The organism is Streptomyces sp. NRRL WC-3605, assembly GCF_001509795.1.
Classification (GTDB): domain Bacteria; phylum Actinomycetota; class Actinomycetes; order Streptomycetales; family Streptomycetaceae; genus Streptomyces; species Streptomyces viridochromogenes.
The window spans coordinates 1-19745 of record NZ_LLZN01000077.1 but is presented as its reverse complement, the minus strand read 5'-3'; the positions used below and the strand labels follow the sequence as shown (position 1 = coordinate 19745).

Below are 19745 nucleotides of genomic sequence, written 5' to 3'. Positions count from 1 at the left end.
GTCCCGTCCCCCATCCCACAGGAGAGATCCACAGATGAGACCCAGCGCAAGGAAGCGTCTCACCAGACGCTTGGGCGCGGTCACCGCCGGACTGGGCGTCCTTGGCGTCATCGTGTCGACGACACCGACGCAGGCCGCCGAACCGGACCGACAGCAGCCACGAGCCGGTGTCGTGCGGACCAACGGCCACCCCGCCGCCGACAGCGACCTGGCGCGCGCCGTCGCCGCGTCCGGTGGCTCGGTGCCGGTCACCCTGATCACCGGCGACAAGGTCCACGTCGGCCTCGGCGACGACGGCGCACCGGTCGTCCGCTCCATCGACAGCGCGCCGCGGCCCGACGGGCCGTCCGTGCCCTTCCACACCCTCACCCGCCAGGGCACGGTGTACGTCGTACCCGACGACGCGCTCGCCCTCGTCGGCTCGGGGGTCCTCGACTGGGGCCTCTTCGACCTGCGGCGCCTGGTCGCGCTCGCCGCGGCGGGCAGGGGCGACACCGTCCCTGTGCTCGTCGCCTACACCGACAAGGCGGGCGCGGACGCGACCCGCAAGGTCGCGGGAGCCACCGCCGGCAGGGCGCTGCGCAGCATCAAGGGCCGGTCGATGACCGTCGCCGACGGCGGACGCTGGTGGCAGGGGGTGCGGGGCAAGACGGCCGGCACACCCGCCGCCGCCCGAGCCGCCGGATCCCTGGCCGGCGTCAGGAAGATCTGGCTCAACGGGCTCTCCCACGTCGCCCTCGACACGTCCGTCCCGCAGATCAGCGCACCCGTCGCCTGGGAACGCGGCTACGACGGGACCGGCGTGACCGTCGCGGTCCTGGACACCGGCATCGACGCCACCCATCCGGACGTGGCCTCCCGCATCGTCGGCAAGGTCGACTTCACGGGCAGCCCCACCGGGACCAAGGACGGGCACGGACACGGCACCCACGTCGCGTCCACGGTCCTCGGCAGCGGCGCCGCGTCCAAGGGCCGCTACAAGGGGGTCGCACCCGGCGCCAAACTGCTGGTGGGGAAGGTGTGCGACGACGCGGGTCAGTGCCCGGACGACGCGATCATCGCCGCCATGGACTGGGCCGCCCACGCGGGCGCGAAGGTCGTCAACCTCAGCCTGGGCGGTGAGCCCACCGACGGCACCGATCCCTTGAGCCAGGCCGTCAACGAGCTCAGCCGCAGCACGGGGACCCTCTTCGTGGCCGCCGCGGGCAACTCCGGCCTCGTCCGGCAGAAGGTGGTCGCCCCGGCGGTCGCGGACGACGCCCTCGCCGTGGCGGCCGTCGACGACAACGGCGACATGGCCTCCTTCTCCAACCGCGGCCCGCGGGTCGGCGACGGCGCCGCCAAGCCCGACATCGCGGCCCCCGGCGTCGGCATCGTCGCGGCACGCGCCTCCGGCACCGCCATGGGCACGCCGGTGGACGACTCCTACACGGCCTCGGACGGCACCTCGATGGCCACGCCGCACGTGGCGGGCGCAGCGGCCATCGTCGCCCAGCAGCACCCGGACTTCACCGGCGCGCAGATCAAGGCGCTGCTGATGGACACCGCGGACGACCTCGGCCACGACGTCTACGCCCAGGGCACCGGACAGGTGGACCTGGCGACCGCGACCGACCCGCGACTCGTGCCCAAGGGCAACCTGAACTTCGGCCAGCGGGCCTTCCCGCACGCGCCGGTGACCAAGAAGATCACCTACACCAACCGCAGCGACCAGGCCATCACGCTGCACCTGTCGATGCCGGTCGCCTTCGCCGACGGAAACCCGGCGCCGAAGGGCCTGTTCACCCTCGACAAGGACGAACTCGTCGTCCCCGCGGGCGGATCAGCCGAGGCGTCGGTGACACTCGACGGCGGCGTGCTGGGAACCAAGGGCCCCTTCGGCGGTTACAAGGGCCTGTTGAAGGCCAAGGACGACTCCGGTGAGATCCAGCTGGTGTCGGGCGTCCACACGTTCGTCGAGGACGAGAAGTTCCCCCTGACCCTGAAGGTCGTCCCACCGGCGGGCGCCACGGACGTCCGCTACGGCACCGTCACCTTCCTGCCGGTCGACGACAAGATCTACCTGCACCCCGCCCTGGAGGACGTCGTCTCCGGCGGCCAGAGCGTGACCGAGAGCCTCTACCGCGGCACCTACGCCGCGCGGACGTCGGTCAGCTGGCGCGACGCGAACGGCGCATTGCAGCAGGCCGAGCCCGTCGCGCCGGAGGTGGACCTCACCAAGGCCACCACGGTGACCCTGGACCTGCGCAAGGCCAAACCCCTGAGGGTGCGGTACCCGGAGCCCACCGAGACCTACTCCGCGATGGCGACGTCCACCCGGGTGTCCAAGACCGGCGCGTGGTCGGAGAGCACGGTGCTCCAGGTCGAGTACAAGGCCGCTGAGCCCAACTGGTGGGTCCTGCCCACCGGCAAGGTGACCATGGGCACCTTCACCCACGACTTCTACAGCTCCCGCACGACGCCCGTCGTCACCATGCGAGCCACCGGCGGCGGGACCCCCGTCGCCCTCTCCGCCCGTTACGCGACCCCGGACGCCTCGGTGGGGGAGACCCAGATGTGGCTGCGGGACAACGGGTCCCCGACCTTCCGCGAAGCCGCGATCCCCATGCCCCGTCTCCCGGTCAAGGGCCATCTGTCCCTGGTCCACGCGGGCGCCGGCACGGCCGCCGACCTCGCCCGCGTCGACGCCCGCGGCAAGCTGGTCCTCGTCACGCCGGACGACCTGTGCGCCGGGGTCTGCGACTTCGCCAGACTGCGGGACGAACGAGTGGCCGCGGCCGCCAAGGCCGGAGCGGTCGGCGTCCTGGTCGCCGCGCCCGACCTCACCTCCCTGGGCAGGCCCACCGACCTGGACCAGTGCCTGGACGGGCCGAGCAGCTGCCCGGCCGTGCAGACCTACGACGCCCTGCCGGTCGTGAGCGTGCCCTACAGCGAGGCCGAGGCCCTCATCAAGCGGCTCACGACGGGCCGTCCGGGCATCAAGGTCGACCTCGGTGGCAGCGCCGTGCCGACGGTCTACGTCGCCAGGTACCACGACGAGGGCGGCATCAAGGCCGACGACTACGACGTCGCACAGCGCGACCTCGACCGGGTCGACCTCTCCTTCCACGCCCAACGCCGCGGAGTGGTGCACCAGTTGAGCTGGATGCAGCACCTGCGGGCCACCTCATACACCTCGCAGGTCGCCATGCCGCAGCCGCCGACCCAGGAGACCATGAGCGTCTTCGTCACCCGGCGGGACGACGCCATCAGCAGGTTCACCGCCTCGTGGGCCGACCGCGACGCGAGCGGCTTCCTGGAGCACAACCGCCAGGAGGTGAACGACCTTGTCCTCGACGGGCGCGACGAGATCCACTGGAACGAGGGGCCAGCCGTGCCCGGAGCGGCGCAGACGGCACGGACCGCGTCCGGCTTCACCGTGACCGCCGGACCCTGCGCCGGCTGCCGGCAGGGCGACACCTTCTCTCCCGCGGTCTATCTGACGGGCAGCGGCTCGGGCGGCCGGCAGGCCCTCATGGCCACCGAGGGAAGCGAGTTGATCACCAGCTCCCTCACCGACGTCCCGTCCTGCGGCCCTGTCCCGTCGGTCACCCTCCCGAACATGGACTTCACCTGCGACGTCAAGCTGCTGGACGCCTCCGGTGACGAGATCGAACAGCATGTGGTGCCGCTTCCCGACGCCGACTACACGCTCGAGCTCCAGTGACGGCATCACGACCCCCGAAGGAGATCCATCCGATGAACAGACGTGTGCCGAAGGACCTGCACCGGGGAAGAGTCCTCACGGTGCTCGCGGCCACCGCGATGCTGGCACTCACCGGCTGCAAGGGCGGCGACCTCGTCTCCTACGACCTGCCGGCGAAGTCGGCCCGGTACACGTTCCAGACGCAGACCGACGACGTCAGAACGGTGTGGGAGTACACCTCCGCCAAGGCCACCACCAACGACACGCCCCGACAGAGCCCGTGCGTGGGGGAGTTGGTCGACGGCGACACGTCCGCGTGCCGGCCCGAACCGTTGATCTTCCTGCGTTACGACTTCGGCCTGGACCTCGCCAACACCGCCGCGTCCGGACGCAAGCACGAGGTCACGGTCGTCGCCTACTACCAGGAGCGCCTCACGACGCCTCCCAAGGTGACGTCCCTGAAGGCGGAGGCCACCTTCGACGGCGGCCGGACCTGGCACCCGGCGGCTACCAAGGCCGGTGGCAAGAACATCTACACGGTGACCATCGAGAACCCGCGGCGGCAACAGGCCGCGAACGGCGTCGGGCTGAGGATCAGCGCGGCGGACAGCCAGGGCGACACGGTCAGGCAGACCATCCCGACGGCGTACGGGCTGCGCTGACGCGGTCGAAGTGAACACCGGACGGGGCAGGAGGCGGAGCCCATCGTGCCCGCCTCCTGCCCCGCCCGTATGCCCGGCGACGGCGCGACAGCCCATCCCCGCCGCCTCCCACCGGCTCACCAGCCACCGCACCCCCTCGAACGGCCGGTCCCGCACAGGGCCGGACACAAGGAGCCCACGAGTGACGAACCATCACAGTGCCGCGGACGCACCGCACTTGGCACACCCCGCCGCTCCACACCGGCAGAGCGCACGAGGCAGGCGACGCGGTCTGGCCGCTGCCGCCGCGCTCGCCCTGGCCGCGACGCTCACCCCCGTCCTGCCGGCCGGCCTCGCGGCGGCCCGTGACGCGGCGGACGAGGCACCCCAGCGGATCGCCGCGGACGCCAGAGCCGGCGCCCGCACCGTACGCCTGTCGCCCGCGGAGCGCGCGCGGCTGCTCACCGCGGCGGCCGACGAACGGTCCACCACCGCCGACACCCTGGGACTGGAAGAGCGAGAGGCCCTGATACCGAAGGACGTCGTCAAGGACGCCGACGGCACGGTGCACACCAGGTACGAGCGCACCTACGCGGGCCTGCCCGTGCTCGGCGGGGACCTCGTCGTGCACCGGAAGGCCGGCGCGCGCTCCGTCACCAAGGCCACGGACACTCGCGTGCGGGTGCCCGGCACGAAGCCCGCGATCAGCGCCTCCGAGGCCAGACGCACGGCACTGGGCGCGGCCGAGGACGCTCGCTCCCGGAAGCAGACCGACGCCGGCGCTCCCCGGCTGGTCGTCTACCTGGGGGAGGGCCGTGCCACCCTCTCCTGGCAGACCTACGTCACCGGCGTCCAGACCGACGGCACCCCGAGCCGCCGCAGCGTCGTCACGGACGCTGTGTCGGGCCGGGTTCTGCAGGACGTCGAACAGATCCGCACCGGCACGGGACACAGCCGGTACAGCGGCCAGGTCCCCATCGGCACGGTGCGCGCCGGTGACGTCTTCGAACTGACCGACCCGGAGCGCGGCGGCCACAGGACCTACGACCTGACCGGCGTCGGCGGCGCCGGCGTCCTCGTGACCGACGAGGACGACGACTGGGGCGACGGCACCAACGCCGACCGGACCACGGCCGCCGTGGACGCCGCGTACGGCCAGCGCATGACGTGGGACTTCTACCGCGAGCGCTTCGGCCGCGACGGCATCAAGGGCGACGGGGCCGGAGCGCGTTCCCGCGTGCACGCCGGCGACGGACTCGCCAACGCCTACTGGGACGACCTCTGCTTCTGCATGACCTACGGCGACGGACGCGACAACGCCCACCCGCTCACCGAGTTGGACATCGCGGCCCACGAGATGACCCACGGCGTGACCTCGGCGACGGCCAACCTCACCTACGAAGGCGAGTCCGGCGGCCTCAACGAGGCGACCAGCGACATCATGGCCACGGCGGTGGAGTTCTTCACGGGCAACGCGGCCGACACACCCGACTACACCCTCGGTGAACTCGCCGACGTCCGCGGCACCGGGCGGCCCCTGCGCTACATGGACCAGCCCTCCAAGGACGCCCACCCCGAGAAGGGCACCTCACTCGACTACTGGACGCCCGACCTCCACAAGGAGGACGTCCACCACAGCTCCGGGCCCGCCAACCACTTCTTCTACCTGCTGTCCGAGGGCAGCGGGAACAAGACCCTCAACGGCGTCGCCTACGACAGCCCCACCTACGACGGCCTCCCCGTCACCCCGATCGGCCTGCGCAACGCCACCGACATCTGGTACCGCGCCCTGACCACGTACATGACCAGCGGCACCGACTACGCCGGGGCCCGCACCGCCACCCTCCAGGCCGCCGCCGACATGTTCGGACAGGGCAGCCCCACCTACGAGGCCGTCGGGAACGCCTGGGCCGCCGTCAACGTGGGCGCCCGCTACGTCCACCACATCGCCGTCACCGCCCCCTCCACCCGGCCGGCCGCCGTGGGCCAGCCCACCAGCCGCCAGATTGTGGCGGAGGGCTCTGCCACCGGGCCGCTCGCCTACGCCGCCCACAACCTGCCCAAGGGGCTGTCGATCGACCCCCGCAGCGGCCTGATCTCGGGCACGCCCCGGAAGGCGGGCACCTTCAAGGTCGTCGTCACCGTCGAGAACACCGCACAGCACGGGGCGAGGACCACGGTGCGCTTCGACTGGCCGGTCCTGGCCTCCGGAGGCCACCACTTCGTCAACCCAACCCGCTTCGACATCCCGCGGTGGGGCACGGTGGAGTCCCCCCTCGTCGTGACCGGCCGCACGGGGCAGGCGCCCAAGGAGCTCAAGGTCACCGTCGACCTCGTCCACCCGTGGGTGGGCGGCCAGGTGGTCACCCTGATCAGCGAGGACGGAACCGAGATCCCCGTGAAGCCCTGGTACTGGAACGAAGGAGAGTCCGAACTCCACGCCGACTACATTGTCGACGCCTCGGCCGTCCCCGCCAACGGGACGTGGAGGCTGCGGGTCACCGACAACACCCCCGGCATCTTCACCGTCGACCCCGGCCACCTCGACAGCTGGAGCCTGACCTTCTGACGACGGCCCGTGTCACGGCCCGCACCGACCCGGAGCGGGCCGTGACGCCGTCGGCGCGACCCCGCCCCGTGCCGCACGGGCTGCGCCGATCGCGGGGTGGTCGTGGCCATCTGGGTGAGCGGTCGAGGTGCTAACGGGGGAGCCAGGACGTACTGACGCCTGCTTCTCGCACATCGCGGACGGCAGAACGGCCTTGTCACAGGTGGCCGCCGACGAAGGGTGAGGTGCCCGGCTCTTCGACGACATCCGGGCCAGGCAAGTACCCGGGACGGTCGCGTACGAAGGCGGTGACCTGATGGGGGTTGTGCAGCTGAGGAACCTCGAGGCCTCGGCGGCGTGATACGCACGCCGGGTCGGCCGCAGTGACCTCGAGAGTTCATGGCCTTCGTCATGGTGTGCCGCCGCGGGCCTAGCCGGTGTGGTCTGTGTCGTCAGATCACTCCGAGGAGTCCGCTACCGCCCAGGAGGGTGTTCTCACGTTGGGAAAGCCCTACGGAAGGGACGGTGATCAGATAACTGCCTGCGGCGGTGGAATCGTTCGTGCTGCCGGCCGCCACCGGTGGGCCTCGCACCGCCGGCACCCTGCTGGTAACCGCGTCACCCCTCCTCGAACAGGGCGACCAGGGCGCAGTGCGCCAGTGAGGACGAGCGTTGCCTTGTTGTCAGCCGTTGCCGGGGGAGACGAGGCCGGATTCGTAGGCGTGGATGACGAGTTGCGCGCGGTCGCGGGCGTGGAGTTTGGTCATGGCCCGGTTGATGTGGGTCTTCGCGGTCATCGGGCTGATCACCATCCGGTCGGCGATCTGGTCGTTGGTCAGGCCGCGTGCGGCCAGGGCGACGGCTTCGCGTTCGCGGCTGGTCAGTTCCTCCAGCGCGGCACCGGCTCTGGCAGGGGGTGGTGGCTGGGTGAGGTAGCGGTGGATGAGTCTGCGGGTGATGGAGGGGGCGAGGAGGGCGTCGCCGCGGGCGGCTACCCGTACGGCGTGCAGGAGGTCCTCCGGCACGATGTCTTTGACCAGGAATCCGGCGGCGCCGGCGCGCATCGCGTCGTAAACGTATTCGTCCATGCCGTAGTTGGTCAGCATGACGACGTGCACGCCGGCCAGGGCCGGGTTGGCGGCGATGCGCCGGGTCGCCTCGATGCCGTCCATGACCGGCATCTGGATGTCGATGAGCGCGACATCGGGCAGCTGTTCCTCGATGAGCGTCAGACACTCTTCGCCGTCGGCGGCTTCGGCGACCACCTCGATGTCGTGTTCGAGGTCGAGGAGCGCGCGGAAGCCGCTGCGGATGAGCGGCTGGTCGTCGACCAGCAGGACACGGATCATGATGCTCGTTCCACGGGGAGTTCGGCCCGGACGGTGAAACCGTGCTCGGCGCCCGACTGCGCGACCAGTCGGCCGCCCAGGGCGGTGACGCGTTCGCGCATGCCCAGCAGTCCCAGGCCGGGGACCGGGGCATCGTCGGGGGCGGCCTTGCCGTCGTCGTCCACCTGGACGGCAAGGGCGTCGGGCCGGTATTCGATACGGACGTTCGCGGTGCCGGCGCAGGCGTGCCGGGCGGTGTTGGTCAGCGCCTCTTGGACGATGCGGTAGGCGGTCCGGCCCACGGCGGCCGGCACGTCGTGCCGTTGCCCTTCGATGGTCAGCGTCGCGTCCAGGCCCATCGAACGGGCGCGCTCCACCAGCGCCGCTATGTGCTCAAGGCCCTGCGGCGGGTTGGTGTCGTCCTCGCGGAGTGCCTCCAGGGTCGCGCGCAGCTCCCGGGTCGCCTCCCGCCCGGCCGTCTGGATCGCCAGCAGCGTCTCGGGTACCTGCTCGCCGCGCCTGCGGGCCACGTGGACGGCGACCTCGGACTGCACCTTGATGATCGAAATCTGGTGCGTGAGGGAGTCGTGCAGCTCCCGCGCGATGTGCAACCGCTCCTCGTCCGCGCGGCGCCGCGCGGTCTCCTCCCGGGTGCGCTCGGCTTCCTCCGCCCGCCGCTCGGCCTGCGCCAGCGCCTCCCCAGCGGCAAACGCGGCGATCAACCAGGCGATTTCCAGGACGTTGCGGGCCTGTGCGAACGCCTCTCGCGCCGGCCCGTCACGCAGGACCAGCGCCGTCAGAGGCAGAACGACGAGCAGCGACACCGATGCCGCCACTGTCAGGGCGCGGTACCCGGCCCGCACCGCCCCGTATACCGCAACCAGATAGGAGACAGCGAGAACCTCGAAGCCCGCCGCCTCGTACCCCACCGCGCACAGACCCGTGACGGCCAGCACGGCAAGCGGGGCCCTGCGACGCCCGGCCAGCGCCAGGCCGCCCGCCGTCAGCAGCACGGCGCCGAGGAGCCCGCGCTCCCCGCCCGGGTGCTCCCCGGACAACCCGGTGCCCAGCAGCAGTGCCGCCACACCGACGGCGATCCCCCAGTCCATGGCACGGGCCGGGACACGAAAACGCCCTGTGTCCATGCGGGCACCCTAACCGCACCTGCGCCGCGGGCGAGTCCCGCCTGCGGATGAAAGGCCGGCTACCGCACCCGCGGTACTCGCCCGCCGCCTGCCGCGCGCGCGGCAGGCGGCTGACATGCCGGCGGCAGTGCGAAAAGACTGCACCTGCCGGACGACCAGCCGTGCGGCCTCCGGCACGCTCAAGGCACACGCATCACCGCGGAATTGGCCACACATGAAGGAGGAGAGCGGCATGAGCGCAACAGATGTCCTGGGGGTGGCCGCCGAGGGCGGAGTCATCGGCGACGGCCGCACGGGGGCCAACCTGGCCCTCGGCGTCGCGCTGACCGGCGTGGCCATCGGCTGGCTGTCCCTGGCCCGCATCGCCGGCCGTATCAGCATCGGCAACGCCCGCACCGGCGCCTTGTCGGCCCTGGCGGTGGGCGTGGCCGGCACGGCCCTCGCAGTGCTGCACCTGGCCACCTCCAGCGGCGGTCCCGGCACCGGCAACGGGATCGTGGGAGCCGTCGCGGCCGTCCCCTTGGGGCTGATCGCCATGGTCCTGGGTCGGCGCGCTCTGGCCCGCTCGCGGCGCACCGGGCAAAGCGCCGACCACATCGGACACGAGCGGGAGTTCGGCTCCACCTCATAGCACGCAAGGGGCCGGTCCGCCGGGACGTACGCCTTCGGGGCGGCACTGTGCTCGTGCAGGTGAGCGGTTCAGGGCGTCCGGCGGGCGCTGACGAGCGGGCACGTATGCCATGGGCGGTCATGTCGGCGGCAGGCAAGGCGAAGGCCTGCGGCAGACGGCACCTCAAAGCGCAGATGAGCAGCGCCCAGGACGCGGGGCGGATACCGGTCACGGGCCGTCGCCGGCGTGGTGCGGGAGACACCCCAGATCAGCGCCGCCTCTGGAGCTGAGGTGACGCGGTTCCCGTGGGTCGGCTCTTGACGCGCCTTCGTCTTGCGGCAGTGTGCGTCGGGACTCCTGCCCGCACGGTACATCAAGCCTGTTTGATGTATTCTGTCCTTATGAGGCCTGCGGATCCTGCCGCCCCGGCGTTCGTGCAGCTGGCCGCCCACCCGCTGCGGTGGAAGCTGCTGACGGAACTGGCCGCGAGCGACTACCGGGTGCGTGAACTGGTGGAGCGAACCGGCCAGCCGCAGAACCTGATCTCCTACCACCTGCGCCTGCTGCGCGGCAGCGGACTGGTCACCGCCCGCCGCAGCAGCCACGACGCCCGCGACTGCTACTACCACCTGGACGTGCAGCAGTGCGCCCAAGCACTCGCCCGCACGGGTAGCGCCCTGCACCCGGCACTGGCTTTCACTCCCGCCCCACCACCCTCCTTGCCGCGGACGGCGAGACGACCCGCGGTGCTGTTCGCCTGCACCGGCAACAGCGCCCGCTCACCGATCGCCGAGGCACTGCTGCGCCACCGCACCAACGGGCAGGTCGAGGTGACCAGCGCCGGCAGCCACCCCAAACCCGGCCTCCATCCCGACGCCGTGCAGGTTCTGCGTGAGCAGCACGGCATCGACATCTCCGGACAGCGTCCCCGGCACCTCCACACCCTGAACGACCGCCGGTTCGACTACGTGATCACCCTGTGCGACAAGGTCCGCGAGGTCTGCCCGGACTTCGGCGGCAACTCTCGGCTGGTCCACTGGAGCATCCCCGATCCCGCCGCAGCCGCCGGCCCCGGCTCAACCGGCCGTCCCGCCTTCGTCCACGCAGCAGCGCAGATCGACACCCGCATCCGCTATCTGCTGCCCCTGCTCACCCCTGTGCCACAGGAGGTTCAGCCGTGACCACCGACCAGTTCGCCAGCGTCCGCTACCTCGTCGACGACGTCCAGGCAGCCATCGACTTCTACACCACCCACCTGGGCTTCACCCTCCACAGCCACCCCGCCCCGGCCTTCGCCGACGTGACGCGCGGGCCGCTGCGCCTGCTGCTGTCCGGACCCGCCAGCTCCGGCGCCCGCGCCACCCCCGCCGACCTCGGTGCCGGCCGCAACCGCATCCACCTGGCCGTCGACGACCTCGACACCGAGATCGCCAGGCTCCGCAGCGCCGGACTCACCTTCCACAGCGACGTGGTCTCGGGCCCTGGCGGACGGCAGATCCTGCTCACCGACCCCGCCGACAACCTCATCGAACTGTTCGAACCCGCCCGTTAGCGTGCTTTCCTCAGGACCCCTGCGGGCCGCCAAGTCCTGAACGTGGACGCCCGCGATCCCGGCCGGACAACCCAGCGAAGCGGGCCGCCCCTGCTGCCCAACACGCTGTGGACCCTGCTTGTGGCCGCTGTCACCGCCGTGGTGACCGCCTTGGCGGGCGCCCTGTTCGTCACACGGCGCATGGAGGCTCGCCCGTGCTCGCGAGTGAGGTCGACTCAGTGACCTAGCGGCCGGAGCAGAAGCTGCCGCAGGGCACGCATGGCGCACGAAGATCGACCAGAGTGTCGGCAAGGGAACCGGATGCGGCCCGGCGGTCTGCGCCGGGGACAATCCCGTTCAGGTGCGGATGCCACTGTCCGGCGATAGGAACTCCTGACGGAATGAGACTGGGGCAATCTCGTTGTGGCTCCAGCTCTGCTTCGACACCATGAGTCCCTCGCGGGTGAAGGTAAGCAGAGCAGAGGGTGCACGGTGGATCTGATCAGCCTCTCGGATGGTGACAACGGCCTCCGGGTGCGTGTGCTGGGGCGTCGGTCGCCGGGTGTGCTGCATCTTCATGATCAGCTCGACGCAGAGGTCGTGATCACGAGCAGCTTCGTCAACGGTCGACTGGCCATGTCCCTGTTCCCTGCCGACCTGGAGCACTGGTCCCGGGCTCTGGACCTCCTCGCTGAGGGGCAGGACATCTGCTGGAGGGACGACGACCACAGCCCTGAGATCAGGATCCAGCCGCACAACGAAGAGCACGAGACTCCCGCTGTTTATGTTGAGGATCCGGGCAGGTCGTGCGTCTCCGTGTTCCTTCCCATGAACCTTGAAGAGGATTGGATCGGCGAGCAGCGAAGGCTGCTTGAACGGGTGATGAAGGAGTGGCCGAGCGAGGTCCTGCAGTCCTCACCGGGTGTCTATGAGTGGCGGCGCTGAACTGCTGCCAGGCGTCGCCGGCAAATGAGCGCGCACCCGGGAGTGAGGAAGGCTTCGTGGATGTCGTCGCGGATCTCACAGCGGATCCGCAGGCGACGGAACCAGTGGAGGTGGGCGAACGCGCGCTCCGCGAACGAGCGTTGGGTGCTGGCTGCGTAGGTTTCAAGCGAGAGCACATGTCGGTGGGTTTCGACATCACGCCGTGATCGAAGAGCGCGGGAATGCTGGTGAGAAGTGGTTCTGGCGCAACTCCTGTGGTCCGTGACTGGCGGTAACCGATTAGATCTCGAAGAGGGCTTCCTCTTGTGGCGGGATCGGAGGGTCAAGGACGCCGCGGAGGCGGGTGATCTCCTGACGCCATTGCGGCCAGTTCGCAGCTTCGACCCACTGCTCGGCGAATTCAGACCGTTCAGAGACCACTTGGTCCAGTGCGTCGACGGCGAGCAGTCGAAGGTCCGCGGGCAACTCCGGTAGCGGCTCTGCTGGGCCATAGTTCAAACACGTCAGCTCGCCGTCAGGGTGCTGGGCTACAACCAGGGCAGCTGCGGCCACTGCCCGCTCGCCGTCGTAGATACCCAGGTAGTCCACGGAGCTCGCGGCGCGTACGAGCACGCCGCGGATCATGGGTTCGCGTTCTTCCCGCGCTGCCTCGTCCAGGTCACCGCCGAAGTCGGCGGCGGTGTCGTTGTCGAAGGGGCCGTTATCCCAGGTGCCCATGTCTCTCCTTGCGTGGCCGTCTGGAGGATCGTCGCACTGGCCACAGACAACGAGGTCGCGAGGCAAGCAACACCCGCTTGCGCCGGAGCTTGAAGCCAGCGCGTCCGTACATCTGTCGCTTGATCATTTTGATGCGGTTAACGTGGCCTTCCACGATGCCTGAGCTCCAGGGCAGGGTCAGGTGGGCTGTGCCGCCTGCGAGGTCACATTCGAGGCCGTTTCTGGAGGTGTGCATGCTGGGCAGGTCGTCGGCCCGGACCGCCGCTATCCACGTGGGGAGCCGTTCTCCTTGGCGCTGGCTGAGCATCTGCCCGAAGGAGCGGACGTGGTCGGCAAGGGCGTCCACCTCGGGGCAGTAGGCCAGAACGGACTTCAGCTTGAGCCGGTCCTTTTCCGCAAGGGCGTCTGGGTGGGTCAGGATCCACCCGGAGACCGTCCTGAGTGACGGCGGCCGCCCCTCCGGCACGGTCTCCCGGAAGGGACGAAGGTAGGCACGGACCGCCCCGTACCCGCCGGCGTATCCGTGGCTCTGGATCTCCTTCCAAAGGGTCCAGGCGTTCGTGCAGCCCTCGGCCCTTCGCTCGTGCAGATTCGGCCTGAAGTCGTCGAGCTTCGGATGCTGAGTGAAAACGGCTGCAGCCTTAAAGACCGTTCACGAACGCCATCGCCTGTGGTCGGCCGACGGCGCCTGGGAACGTCTGCTCCAGGGGGTCCAGGCCGCGGCCGACGCCGCAGGCGAGATCGACTGGGACGTCTCGGTCGACACCTCCATCGTCCGCGCGCATCAGGGCCGCGAGGATCGAGGTCAGCGCCGACACGGACGGCACGGTCTGGGTGAGCGGAGCGACCGACATCTGCATCCGCGGCACCATCATCCTCTGACCGCGTCGAAGCGGCCCGCCTCGCACGCAGTCCGCGCTCGTCCCGTACGAGCGCGGGCATGGCATGGGGTGTGGTCAGTGAGGCGTCTCGGCCGGCGCAGGCGCACCACGACAAGCTTGTCGCGGTGACCGCCGCCATGGCAGGCGGGTGAACCGGTGAGGGTCGCGCTTGTGGATCTTGACGTGCAGGGCGTCGCCCATCCGGGCCGTTGGCGCCGAGCCACGCGTCCTCCACGAACGCAATGTGCGAGTCGGTGTCCGCACCAGCAGGTTCGGCCGGAACGGGCGCCGCGCCGGGGCACCCGACCAGCGGGGCCCCGAGCGACCGGACGCGCCAGCGGCCGCCTCGATGTCTTCCCGCGTTAGTCCGAGGGCCCGGACGCCGGGATCTCCGGCAGGTCGAGATCACCTCGCCGCAGGCGGTAGACCTGCAGGGTGAGGCCGTAGTACTTCTGCGTCTCCCCGACCCACTCCATGCCCACACGACGAGCCGTCGCGGCGCCTCGCGTGTTGCGGGGGCGCACGACAGCGAAGACCTCATCCACGCCTTGCGTGAACGTGTAGTGCGCCACCGCATGCCCGGCTTCGGTGGCCAGTCCGTGACCCCAGTGAGCAGGCGCCAGCTGCCAGCCGATCTCCAGGTCTACGCCGTCCGGCGGCAGGGGCAGCACCGCGGCCCCGCCGATCAGCTCGCCACCATCCGCCAGTTCGACAGCCCAACGGCCTGCGGGCGGCTCCAGGGCGGAGCACTCGTCGATCCATTGCTTGAGCACCGCCGTCATGGCGGTCTCGTCGTCCACGGCCGACATGGCAGGCGCCAGCCATCGTGCGACTTCGCCGTGGCCGTAGACGGTGACGGCGTTCGCCGCGTCGTCCACCGACCAGGGCCGCAGGACGAGCCGGTCGGTGCGGATACGGTTTCCATCGACGCTCACGCGGTGCTGTTCGGGCTTGGCCATGTCGGTGATCTCCGGCGATTCGGTTCGTCTTCCGCGGACGCTGCCGCGCATGCTGGAGCGACGGCTCCGTCCGTGTCCTGTGGGGTTAACGACCGGTGGCCGCGTCTTATGCCATTCAACACCCGCGACGGAGACCCGGAGCGCCCCGCGAGGCGCGACCGTGCAGTTCGTAGACGCCGTGTAGATCTCTGAAGACCGGTCTCGGTCTGAGGCCGGCTCGCTCGCGCCGCGCACGCCATGGCCAGGGCCGCGACGCGGCATCGGTGTGGACGCGGCCAGAAGCCGCCCCTGCCGGGCTCGCGTGGGCAGAAGCGGCCCTGCCGGGCTCTTCACCCGCCGTAGACGGCACATGTATGCCGCGCTGCTTGATTGGCGCGCACAGCACGGCGGGGACGCGATCCGGCCCCGCACTCAGACACCCGGAGGCGACGGTGGCGGAAGTGCAGGTGGCCGACGCGGCCACACGGCAGCGACAGGACCCGGGCCTGGGCCGGGCAATCGTGGACTGGCTGACCACCACTGACCACAAGAGGATCGGGACGCTCTACCTGGCCACGTCCTTCGTGTTCTTCCTCATCGGCGGGGCCTTCGCGCTCGTGATGCGTGCCGAACTCGCGCGCCCGTGCATGCAGTTGCTATCCAACGAGCAGTTCAACCAGGCCTTCACGGCCCACGGCATCATCATGCTCCTCATCTTCGCGACCCCCCTTTTCGCGGGTTTCGCGCACTGGATGATGCCGTTGCAGATCGGTGCACCGGACGTCGCCTTCCCTCGGCTGAACATGCTGGCGTACTGGCTCTCCCTCCTGGGCTCCCTGATCGTCCTGTCGGGGTTTCTCACCCCCGACGGCTCCGCCCAGTGGGGGTGGACCGGTTACGCGCCCCTGTCCAGCGCCCTGCGGTCACCCGGTGCGGGCGGTGACCTGTGGATCATGGGCCTGGCCCTGTCCGGCTTCGGGACCATCCTCGGCTCGGTCAACTTTCGTCGACTCCTGCCGGCTCACACCGGGAGCTTCGGGGACTGGTGTCGGCTGGAATACGCAGGGCGGGACGCACACGTCGTCTTGCGCGTCGCTCGAGTGGTGATCGCCAGGACCTGCACGAGTTCGTGCAGTGGTCGGGAGGCGTGGACGGGGCGACGAGCCTCTGCCCACCGGTTGGCCGCAGCGACCTCGAGAGTTCTTGGCTGTCCGGATCGTAAGGATCACCGACGACAAGGTCGTCGTGATCATCACCGTTGACGTCGCCGGCGGGCGATCAGGCCATTGCCCTGCTGAGCCTGCGAGCTACGTCATGGACAGTCACGTGCTCATTCAACCGGGTTCCTCGGTCCGGTATCGGCATATTCCAGCCGACGAGGGTGTGGAGGACCGTGAGGGGAGACTCAGGCAACCCCGCACGCCCCAGGCGCTGCGCTGCGAGCCTCGTTCGCGATCCACCACGAGCCCCGAATCGGGGGCTCCTTGAGCTCAATCGGCAAGTGGCGGCAAGGTGCGGAATCGGTCTCGGAACGGGTGCCGTTTTGGCTATGGTCTGCCCCATCGGCACCGGGCGTCAGCGCGTCGTCCGGGACCTGGGGGAGCCGACGGGGGAGGACCATCATGAGCTCTGGGCGCGGAAGTCTGGCCGACCACCCGGTCATTGTCATCATCAGTGTGGTCGCCGCCGTGGTGGGCCTGATCGTCGGTGTGAAGGAGCTGAAAGGGACGGACTCCGCTCCGCCATCGGTCGCGGCCCCTACGGCAACGGACACCGACACGACCCTGCACACGCCGGCCGCCACGCGAGCGGCCCCGACGCAGGAGGAGGACATGCCTGGGCGGGACGAGGAGTCGAACGACTCCGAGCCGGCACGTGAGCCCGTGACGCAGCCTGTCGAGGAAGAGCCTTCCAGGGCCGCTGCCGTTCAGAGCCCTGGGCACACGGGTCTGCTGGTCGTACGGATCAAGTTGGGCTCGTCCGGGAAGACGGGGCCAGACACCTATCGCGTGGGATCGCGGCCGGGGGCCAACACCGAGGTCTACGACGACACCGGCCGCTTGGACCGCGGGTGCTACGTCCAGTGGACGCTGAGCCGTGGTTCGGAAGTGGTGCGGCGCGTGACGAGCGCGCGGTGCCGCCCGCCGAGCATCACTTTGTTCAACTTCGAGGACAGCCTGGACGAGCCCGGGTCCTACATCCTCAAGGCGGACGTCACGACGGACTGGCGACAGACGGGAACTGAGTCGGTCACCTTCAACGTCGTACCCGGCTGAGACGGTCTCCTCTCGGGGAGTCTGCGCGCTATCGCCTGTGCCGTGCTGATCGAGGTGGGCACGGCACTGCACATCGTGCGCGGCGGCCGCCGCCTTCTGTAACGGCTCAGTTGGAGGCGGAAAGGATCACGTCCATGAGCCACTCCGCCGCATCTGGTCTCCGATGTGCCCTGGCCCGCCGCGCCATCTCGGCCCGACGCGCGGGATCGGTGAGGAGCGGGCCCACACCGTCTCGCAGACGCTCCCCCGTGACGTCACCGAGCAGCGCGACGGCGGCCCCGGCCTCTTGCAGGTGGCGGGCGTTGTGCGCTGCTCGTTCCCCGCCGAGGTGGCAAGCGGGATGAACACGGCCGGCTTGCCGAGAGCGGTGAGCTCCGCCAGGGTCCCGGCCCCACTGCGCGACACGACGACGTCCGCGAGCGCGAGAACGTCGGGAAGCTCCGGGCCCACGAACCTCGATCCCCGGACGTTCCGCCAGCCAGGTGGCGACCGTGCCCGCTTCACGATCCGGCAGCAGGTCAACCGACCTGCTGGTCTCAACGTCGATCAGACGGTCCTGTAGACATGGCCTTGGCACATCGCGTACTCGTCGGCGCCGACCACCCGCGGGACCTGTGGCCGGGGATCCGGGAGAGCCTCGACCAACCGCAGGACCGTGTTCCGGCTGACCTTCGCCCCGAAGACGTCGGCCAGCCGGACACCGGCGCGGCCGGCCAGGGCGAGGCCGACCTCTGCCAGTGCTGATCGCATTCGTTCGGTCTGCTGGATGTACCGCCGGGTGAGGCCCGCGACCTGCTCGACGAACGTTCGCCGCATGCAACAGACGACTTCGCACCTGAACCGCCGTACACGAAGTCGCAGACCACCCGGCGCACCACCACGGGAAGATCGGCGGGGAATCGCAGGTAGGCGCCGTGCAACTCATCGCTTCCTTCTGAGCCCGGGAGCCGTCGGGGGTGGACCGTGACAGTTCCCGGCGTTCCGAGGCCCGGCGGCTGCTCGCCGGCGGGCGGCGATCAGTGAACGTGCGGGCCGCCGGTGGACCGGGGCTTGCCGCGAGGCACGAGCCCCAGGGCGACGACGGCGCCGGCCCCGGCGGCCACCGCGCACACCGTGAACGCGTCACGGAATCCGGCGGCCGAACCGTGCTCGAAGCCGGAGGCGGCGACGGTGGAGACGACGGCGACGCCGATCGAGCCTCCCACCTCGTGGAAGGTGTTGACGACGCCGGAGGCGAGGCCCGACTCGGCGGGCTCCACCATGGCCAGGGCGGTCGTCATGGCCGTGACGAGGACCGCGCCGATACCGAGGGTGGCGATCACGAAGCCCGGCAGCAGCCCGGCGTACACGTTGCCGGTCTGGGACAGCCGGTCAGCGGGATGGTCCCGGCGGCGGCGAGAGTCATGCCGGCGACAGCCGTCGGACGGCTGCCGATCGTGCCGACGAGCCGGGAGGCGAGGTGTGCGCCGACGCCGGTGGCCACGGCGACGGGCAGGAACACCAGCCCGGTGCGCAGCGGGGTGAGGCCGCGGATGTGCTGGAGGTAGACGGATCCGAGGAAGAAGTACGAGATCAGCAGCGCGGTGGCGATCAGCATCAGGAACGCGCCCGCGAGCACCGGCCGCCGGGTGAACATCCGCAGGTCCATCAGCGGTGCCCGACTGGCGCGCTCGACCGCTGCGAAGGCCGTGTACGCGGCCGCGGCACCGGCCAGCGCCAGCAGGGTCGAGGGGTCTGTCCAGCCGCTGTCCCCCGCTTCGACCAGACCGTAGATCAGGGAAGCCGTGCCCGCGGTGACGAGGAGCGCGCCGGGTATGTCGAGTCGTGCGGGCTGCGGGGCACGGACGGGAATGACGGCGGGCAGGACGACCAGCAGGAGTAGTCCGACCGGCACGTTGATGTAGAACACCCAGGGCCAGCCGAGCCCGTTGGTCAGGGCCCCACCGAGGAGTACGCCGGCCGCGGAGCCGGTGCCGCCGATCGCGGCCCAGACGCCGAGAGCCTTGTCGCGTTCGGCGCCGTGGAAGGTGGAAGTGACCAGGGAGAGCGCGGCCGGGGACAGCAGGGCCGCACCGACTCCCTGGCCGATCCGGCCGCCGAGCAGCATCGGGGCGCTCTGGGCCAGTCCGGTGAGCAGCGAGGCCGCGGTGAACAGTGCGAGTCCGGTGAGCAGGATGCGGCGGGCGCCCAGGGCGTCGGCGAGTCGGCCGCCGAGCAGCATCAGTCCGCCGAAGCACAGGGTGTAGGCGGTGACGACCCAGGTCAGCGTGGACCGGCGGAGATCGAGGTCGGCAGCCATGTCGGGCAGGGCGACATTCACGACGGTGACGTCGAGGACCAGCATGAACTGGGCCGCGCAGATATGAGCGAGGGCGGTCCAGCGGCGGGGGTCGGCGGGCGGATGGTCCTGCTGGACCGTGTGATGAGTACCGGCTGGGGAGTGGTTCATGGCGGGTCCTTCGGACGTGTGTCGGCGGTCGGATCTGGTGCCACGGTCGAT

The 19745-nt window shown here is 70.3% G+C and carries 16 protein-coding genes and 5 pseudogenes; 9 read left to right on the top strand and 12 right to left on the bottom strand.

Going from position 1 to position 19745, the window contains the following annotated elements:
• Nucleotides 1-34: 34 nt before the first annotated feature.
• The 3 genes from ADL34_RS25630 (at nt 35) to ADL34_RS25620 (ending at nt 6895) form a co-directional block, all read left to right on the top strand.
• Nucleotides 35-3706 (top strand): S8 family serine peptidase, encoded by a 3672-nt coding sequence (locus ADL34_RS25630; protein ID WP_159038979.1) that lies wholly within the window; start codon nt 35-37, stop codon nt 3704-3706.
• A 32-nt stretch (nt 3707-3738) separates the two neighbouring features.
• On the top strand, nt 3739-4347 hold the full coding sequence (locus ADL34_RS25625) for a hypothetical protein (RefSeq protein ID WP_062671822.1): 609 nt from the start codon (nt 3739-3741) through the stop codon (nt 4345-4347).
• A 181-nt stretch (nt 4348-4528) separates the two neighbouring features.
• The gene (locus ADL34_RS25620) at nt 4529-6895 is read left to right on the top strand and encodes a M4 family metallopeptidase (protein WP_062671823.1); all 2367 of its coding nucleotides are present in this window, start codon (nt 4529-4531) and stop codon (nt 6893-6895) included.
• Between the two features lie 662 nt (nt 6896-7557).
• Here the strand turns inward: ADL34_RS25620 and ADL34_RS25615 are convergent.
• Nucleotides 7558-8223 carry a response regulator transcription factor gene (locus tag ADL34_RS25615; RefSeq protein WP_062671825.1) on the bottom strand — a complete coding sequence of 222 codons (666 nt, stop codon included), beginning with the start codon at nt 8221-8223 and terminating at the stop codon, nt 7558-7560.
• Nucleotides 8220-9347, bottom strand: coding sequence for a sensor histidine kinase (locus ADL34_RS25610; protein WP_062671827.1), 1128 nt, complete (start codon nt 9345-9347; stop codon nt 8220-8222). Before ADL34_RS25610 ends, ADL34_RS25615 begins: the two co-directional genes overlap by 4 nt.
• 232 nt (nt 9348-9579) lie before the next feature.
• Here ADL34_RS25610 and ADL34_RS25605 point away from each other — a divergent pair, with 232 nt between their 5' ends.
• The 4 genes from ADL34_RS25605 (at nt 9580) to ADL34_RS25590 (ending at nt 12433) form a co-directional block, all read left to right on the top strand.
• Nucleotides 9580-9978, top strand: coding sequence for a DUF6223 family protein (locus tag ADL34_RS25605; protein WP_062671889.1), 399 nt, complete (start codon nt 9580-9582; stop codon nt 9976-9978).
• 380 nt (nt 9979-10358) lie between these two features.
• The gene (locus tag ADL34_RS37145) at nt 10359-11138 is read left to right on the top strand and encodes an ArsR family transcriptional regulator (protein WP_079034355.1); all 780 of its coding nucleotides are present in this window, start codon (nt 10359-10361) and stop codon (nt 11136-11138) included.
• A complete protein-coding gene (locus ADL34_RS25595) occupies nt 11135-11509 on the top strand; it encodes a VOC family protein (protein WP_062671830.1) in 375 nt (124 codons plus the stop codon). The genes ADL34_RS37145 and ADL34_RS25595 overlap by 4 nt, the downstream gene beginning before the upstream one ends.
• Nucleotides 11510-11980: 471 nt before the next feature.
• On the top strand, nt 11981-12433 hold the full coding sequence (locus ADL34_RS25590; RefSeq protein WP_107115715.1) for a DUF5959 family protein: 453 nt from the start codon (nt 11981-11983) through the stop codon (nt 12431-12433).
• On the opposite strand, the pseudogene ADL34_RS36840 reads toward ADL34_RS25590, so the two are convergent.
• The 5 genes and pseudogenes from ADL34_RS36840 to ADL34_RS25575 all read right to left on the bottom strand — a co-directional run.
• Nucleotides 12415-12543, bottom strand: a pseudogene (locus ADL34_RS36840) (IS5/IS1182 family transposase); the annotation flags it as partial. The gene ADL34_RS25590 and the pseudogene ADL34_RS36840 overlap by 19 nt on opposite strands.
• Nucleotides 12544-12712: 169 nt before the next feature.
• On the bottom strand, nt 12713-13150 hold the full coding sequence (locus ADL34_RS25585) for a DUF4259 domain-containing protein (RefSeq protein WP_062671831.1): 438 nt from the start codon (nt 13148-13150) through the stop codon (nt 12713-12715).
• Nucleotides 13151-13208: 58 nt separating this feature from the next.
• Nucleotides 13209-13616 (bottom strand): annotated as a pseudogene (locus ADL34_RS35130) (ISL3 family transposase); the annotation flags it as partial.
• A 175-nt stretch (nt 13617-13791) separates the two neighbouring features.
• Nucleotides 13792-14010: a hypothetical protein gene (locus ADL34_RS37265; protein WP_062739816.1), complete on the bottom strand. Its 219-nt coding sequence runs from the start codon at nt 14008-14010 to the stop codon at nt 13792-13794.
• 383 nt (nt 14011-14393) lie between these two features.
• The gene (locus ADL34_RS25575) at nt 14394-15041 is read right to left on the bottom strand and encodes a GNAT family N-acetyltransferase (protein WP_234375108.1); all 648 of its coding nucleotides are present in this window, start codon (nt 15039-15041) and stop codon (nt 14394-14396) included.
• 302 nt (nt 15042-15343) lie between these two features.
• Between ADL34_RS25575 and ADL34_RS25570 the strand changes: the two are divergent.
• Nucleotides 15344-15973: pseudogene (locus tag ADL34_RS25570) on the top strand (cbb3-type cytochrome c oxidase subunit I); the annotation flags it as partial.
• Here ADL34_RS25570 and ADL34_RS37260 read toward each other — a convergent pair.
• Nucleotides 15966-16217: pseudogene (locus ADL34_RS37260) on the bottom strand (hypothetical protein); the annotation flags it as partial. The pseudogenes ADL34_RS25570 and ADL34_RS37260 overlap by 8 nt on opposite strands.
• A gap of 374 nt (nt 16218-16591) precedes the next feature.
• Between ADL34_RS37260 and ADL34_RS25565 the strand changes: the two are divergent.
• Entirely contained in the window at nt 16592-17245 is a 654-nt protein-coding gene (locus tag ADL34_RS25565) for a hypothetical protein (RefSeq protein WP_062671835.1), read from the top strand.
• A gap of 106 nt (nt 17246-17351) precedes the next feature.
• Here the strand turns inward: ADL34_RS25565 and ADL34_RS35120 are convergent.
• From ADL34_RS35120 to ADL34_RS25550, 4 genes and pseudogenes are all read right to left on the bottom strand, one after another.
• Nucleotides 17352-17698, bottom strand: a pseudogene (locus tag ADL34_RS35120) (glycosyltransferase); the annotation flags it as partial.
• 93 nt (nt 17699-17791) lie between these two features.
• Nucleotides 17792-18061 (bottom strand): hypothetical protein, encoded by a 270-nt coding sequence (locus ADL34_RS25555; protein WP_062671843.1) that lies wholly within the window; start codon nt 18059-18061, stop codon nt 17792-17794.
• Between the two features lie 200 nt (nt 18062-18261).
• Nucleotides 18262-18594, bottom strand: coding sequence for a hypothetical protein (locus ADL34_RS37140; RefSeq protein ID WP_324610581.1), 333 nt, complete (start codon nt 18592-18594; stop codon nt 18262-18264).
• Complete coding sequence (locus ADL34_RS25550; protein WP_324610582.1) at nt 18564-19694, bottom strand: MFS transporter; 1131 nt, start codon at nt 19692-19694, stop codon at nt 18564-18566. The genes ADL34_RS37140 and ADL34_RS25550 overlap by 31 nt, the downstream gene beginning before the upstream one ends.
• Nucleotides 19695-19745 lie beyond the last annotated feature (51 nt).

Coding starts and splice junctions, on each gene's coding strand:
- ADL34_RS25565 (WP_062671835.1), top strand. CDS start 16,592: ATGAGCTCTGGGCGCGGAAGTCTGGCCGACCACCCGGTCATTGTCATC.
- ADL34_RS25610 (WP_062671827.1), bottom strand. CDS start 9,347: ATGGACACAGGGCGTTTTCGTGTCCCGGCCCGTGCCATGGACTGGGGG.
- ADL34_RS25555 (WP_062671843.1), bottom strand. CDS start 18,061: ATGCGGCGAACGTTCGTCGAGCAGGTCGCGGGCCTCACCCGGCGGTAC.
- ADL34_RS25625 (WP_062671822.1), top strand. CDS start 3,739: ATGAACAGACGTGTGCCGAAGGACCTGCACCGGGGAAGAGTCCTCACG.
- ADL34_RS25550 (WP_324610582.1), bottom strand. CDS start 19,694: ATGAACCACTCCCCAGCCGGTACTCATCACACGGTCCAGCAGGACCAT.
- ADL34_RS25575 (WP_234375108.1), bottom strand. CDS start 15,041: ATGCGCGGCAGCGTCCGCGGAAGACGAACCGAATCGCCGGAGATCACC.
- ADL34_RS25630 (WP_159038979.1), top strand. CDS start 35: ATGAGACCCAGCGCAAGGAAGCGTCTCACCAGACGCTTGGGCGCGGTC.
- ADL34_RS25615 (WP_062671825.1), bottom strand. CDS start 8,223: ATGATCCGTGTCCTGCTGGTCGACGACCAGCCGCTCATCCGCAGCGGC.
- ADL34_RS37265 (WP_062739816.1), bottom strand. CDS start 14,010: ATGCAGATGTCGGTCGCTCCGCTCACCCAGACCGTGCCGTCCGTGTCG.
- ADL34_RS25605 (WP_062671889.1), top strand. CDS start 9,580: ATGAGCGCAACAGATGTCCTGGGGGTGGCCGCCGAGGGCGGAGTCATC.
- ADL34_RS25585 (WP_062671831.1), bottom strand. CDS start 13,150: ATGGGCACCTGGGATAACGGCCCCTTCGACAACGACACCGCCGCCGAC.
- ADL34_RS37145 (WP_079034355.1), top strand. CDS start 10,359: ATGAGGCCTGCGGATCCTGCCGCCCCGGCGTTCGTGCAGCTGGCCGCC.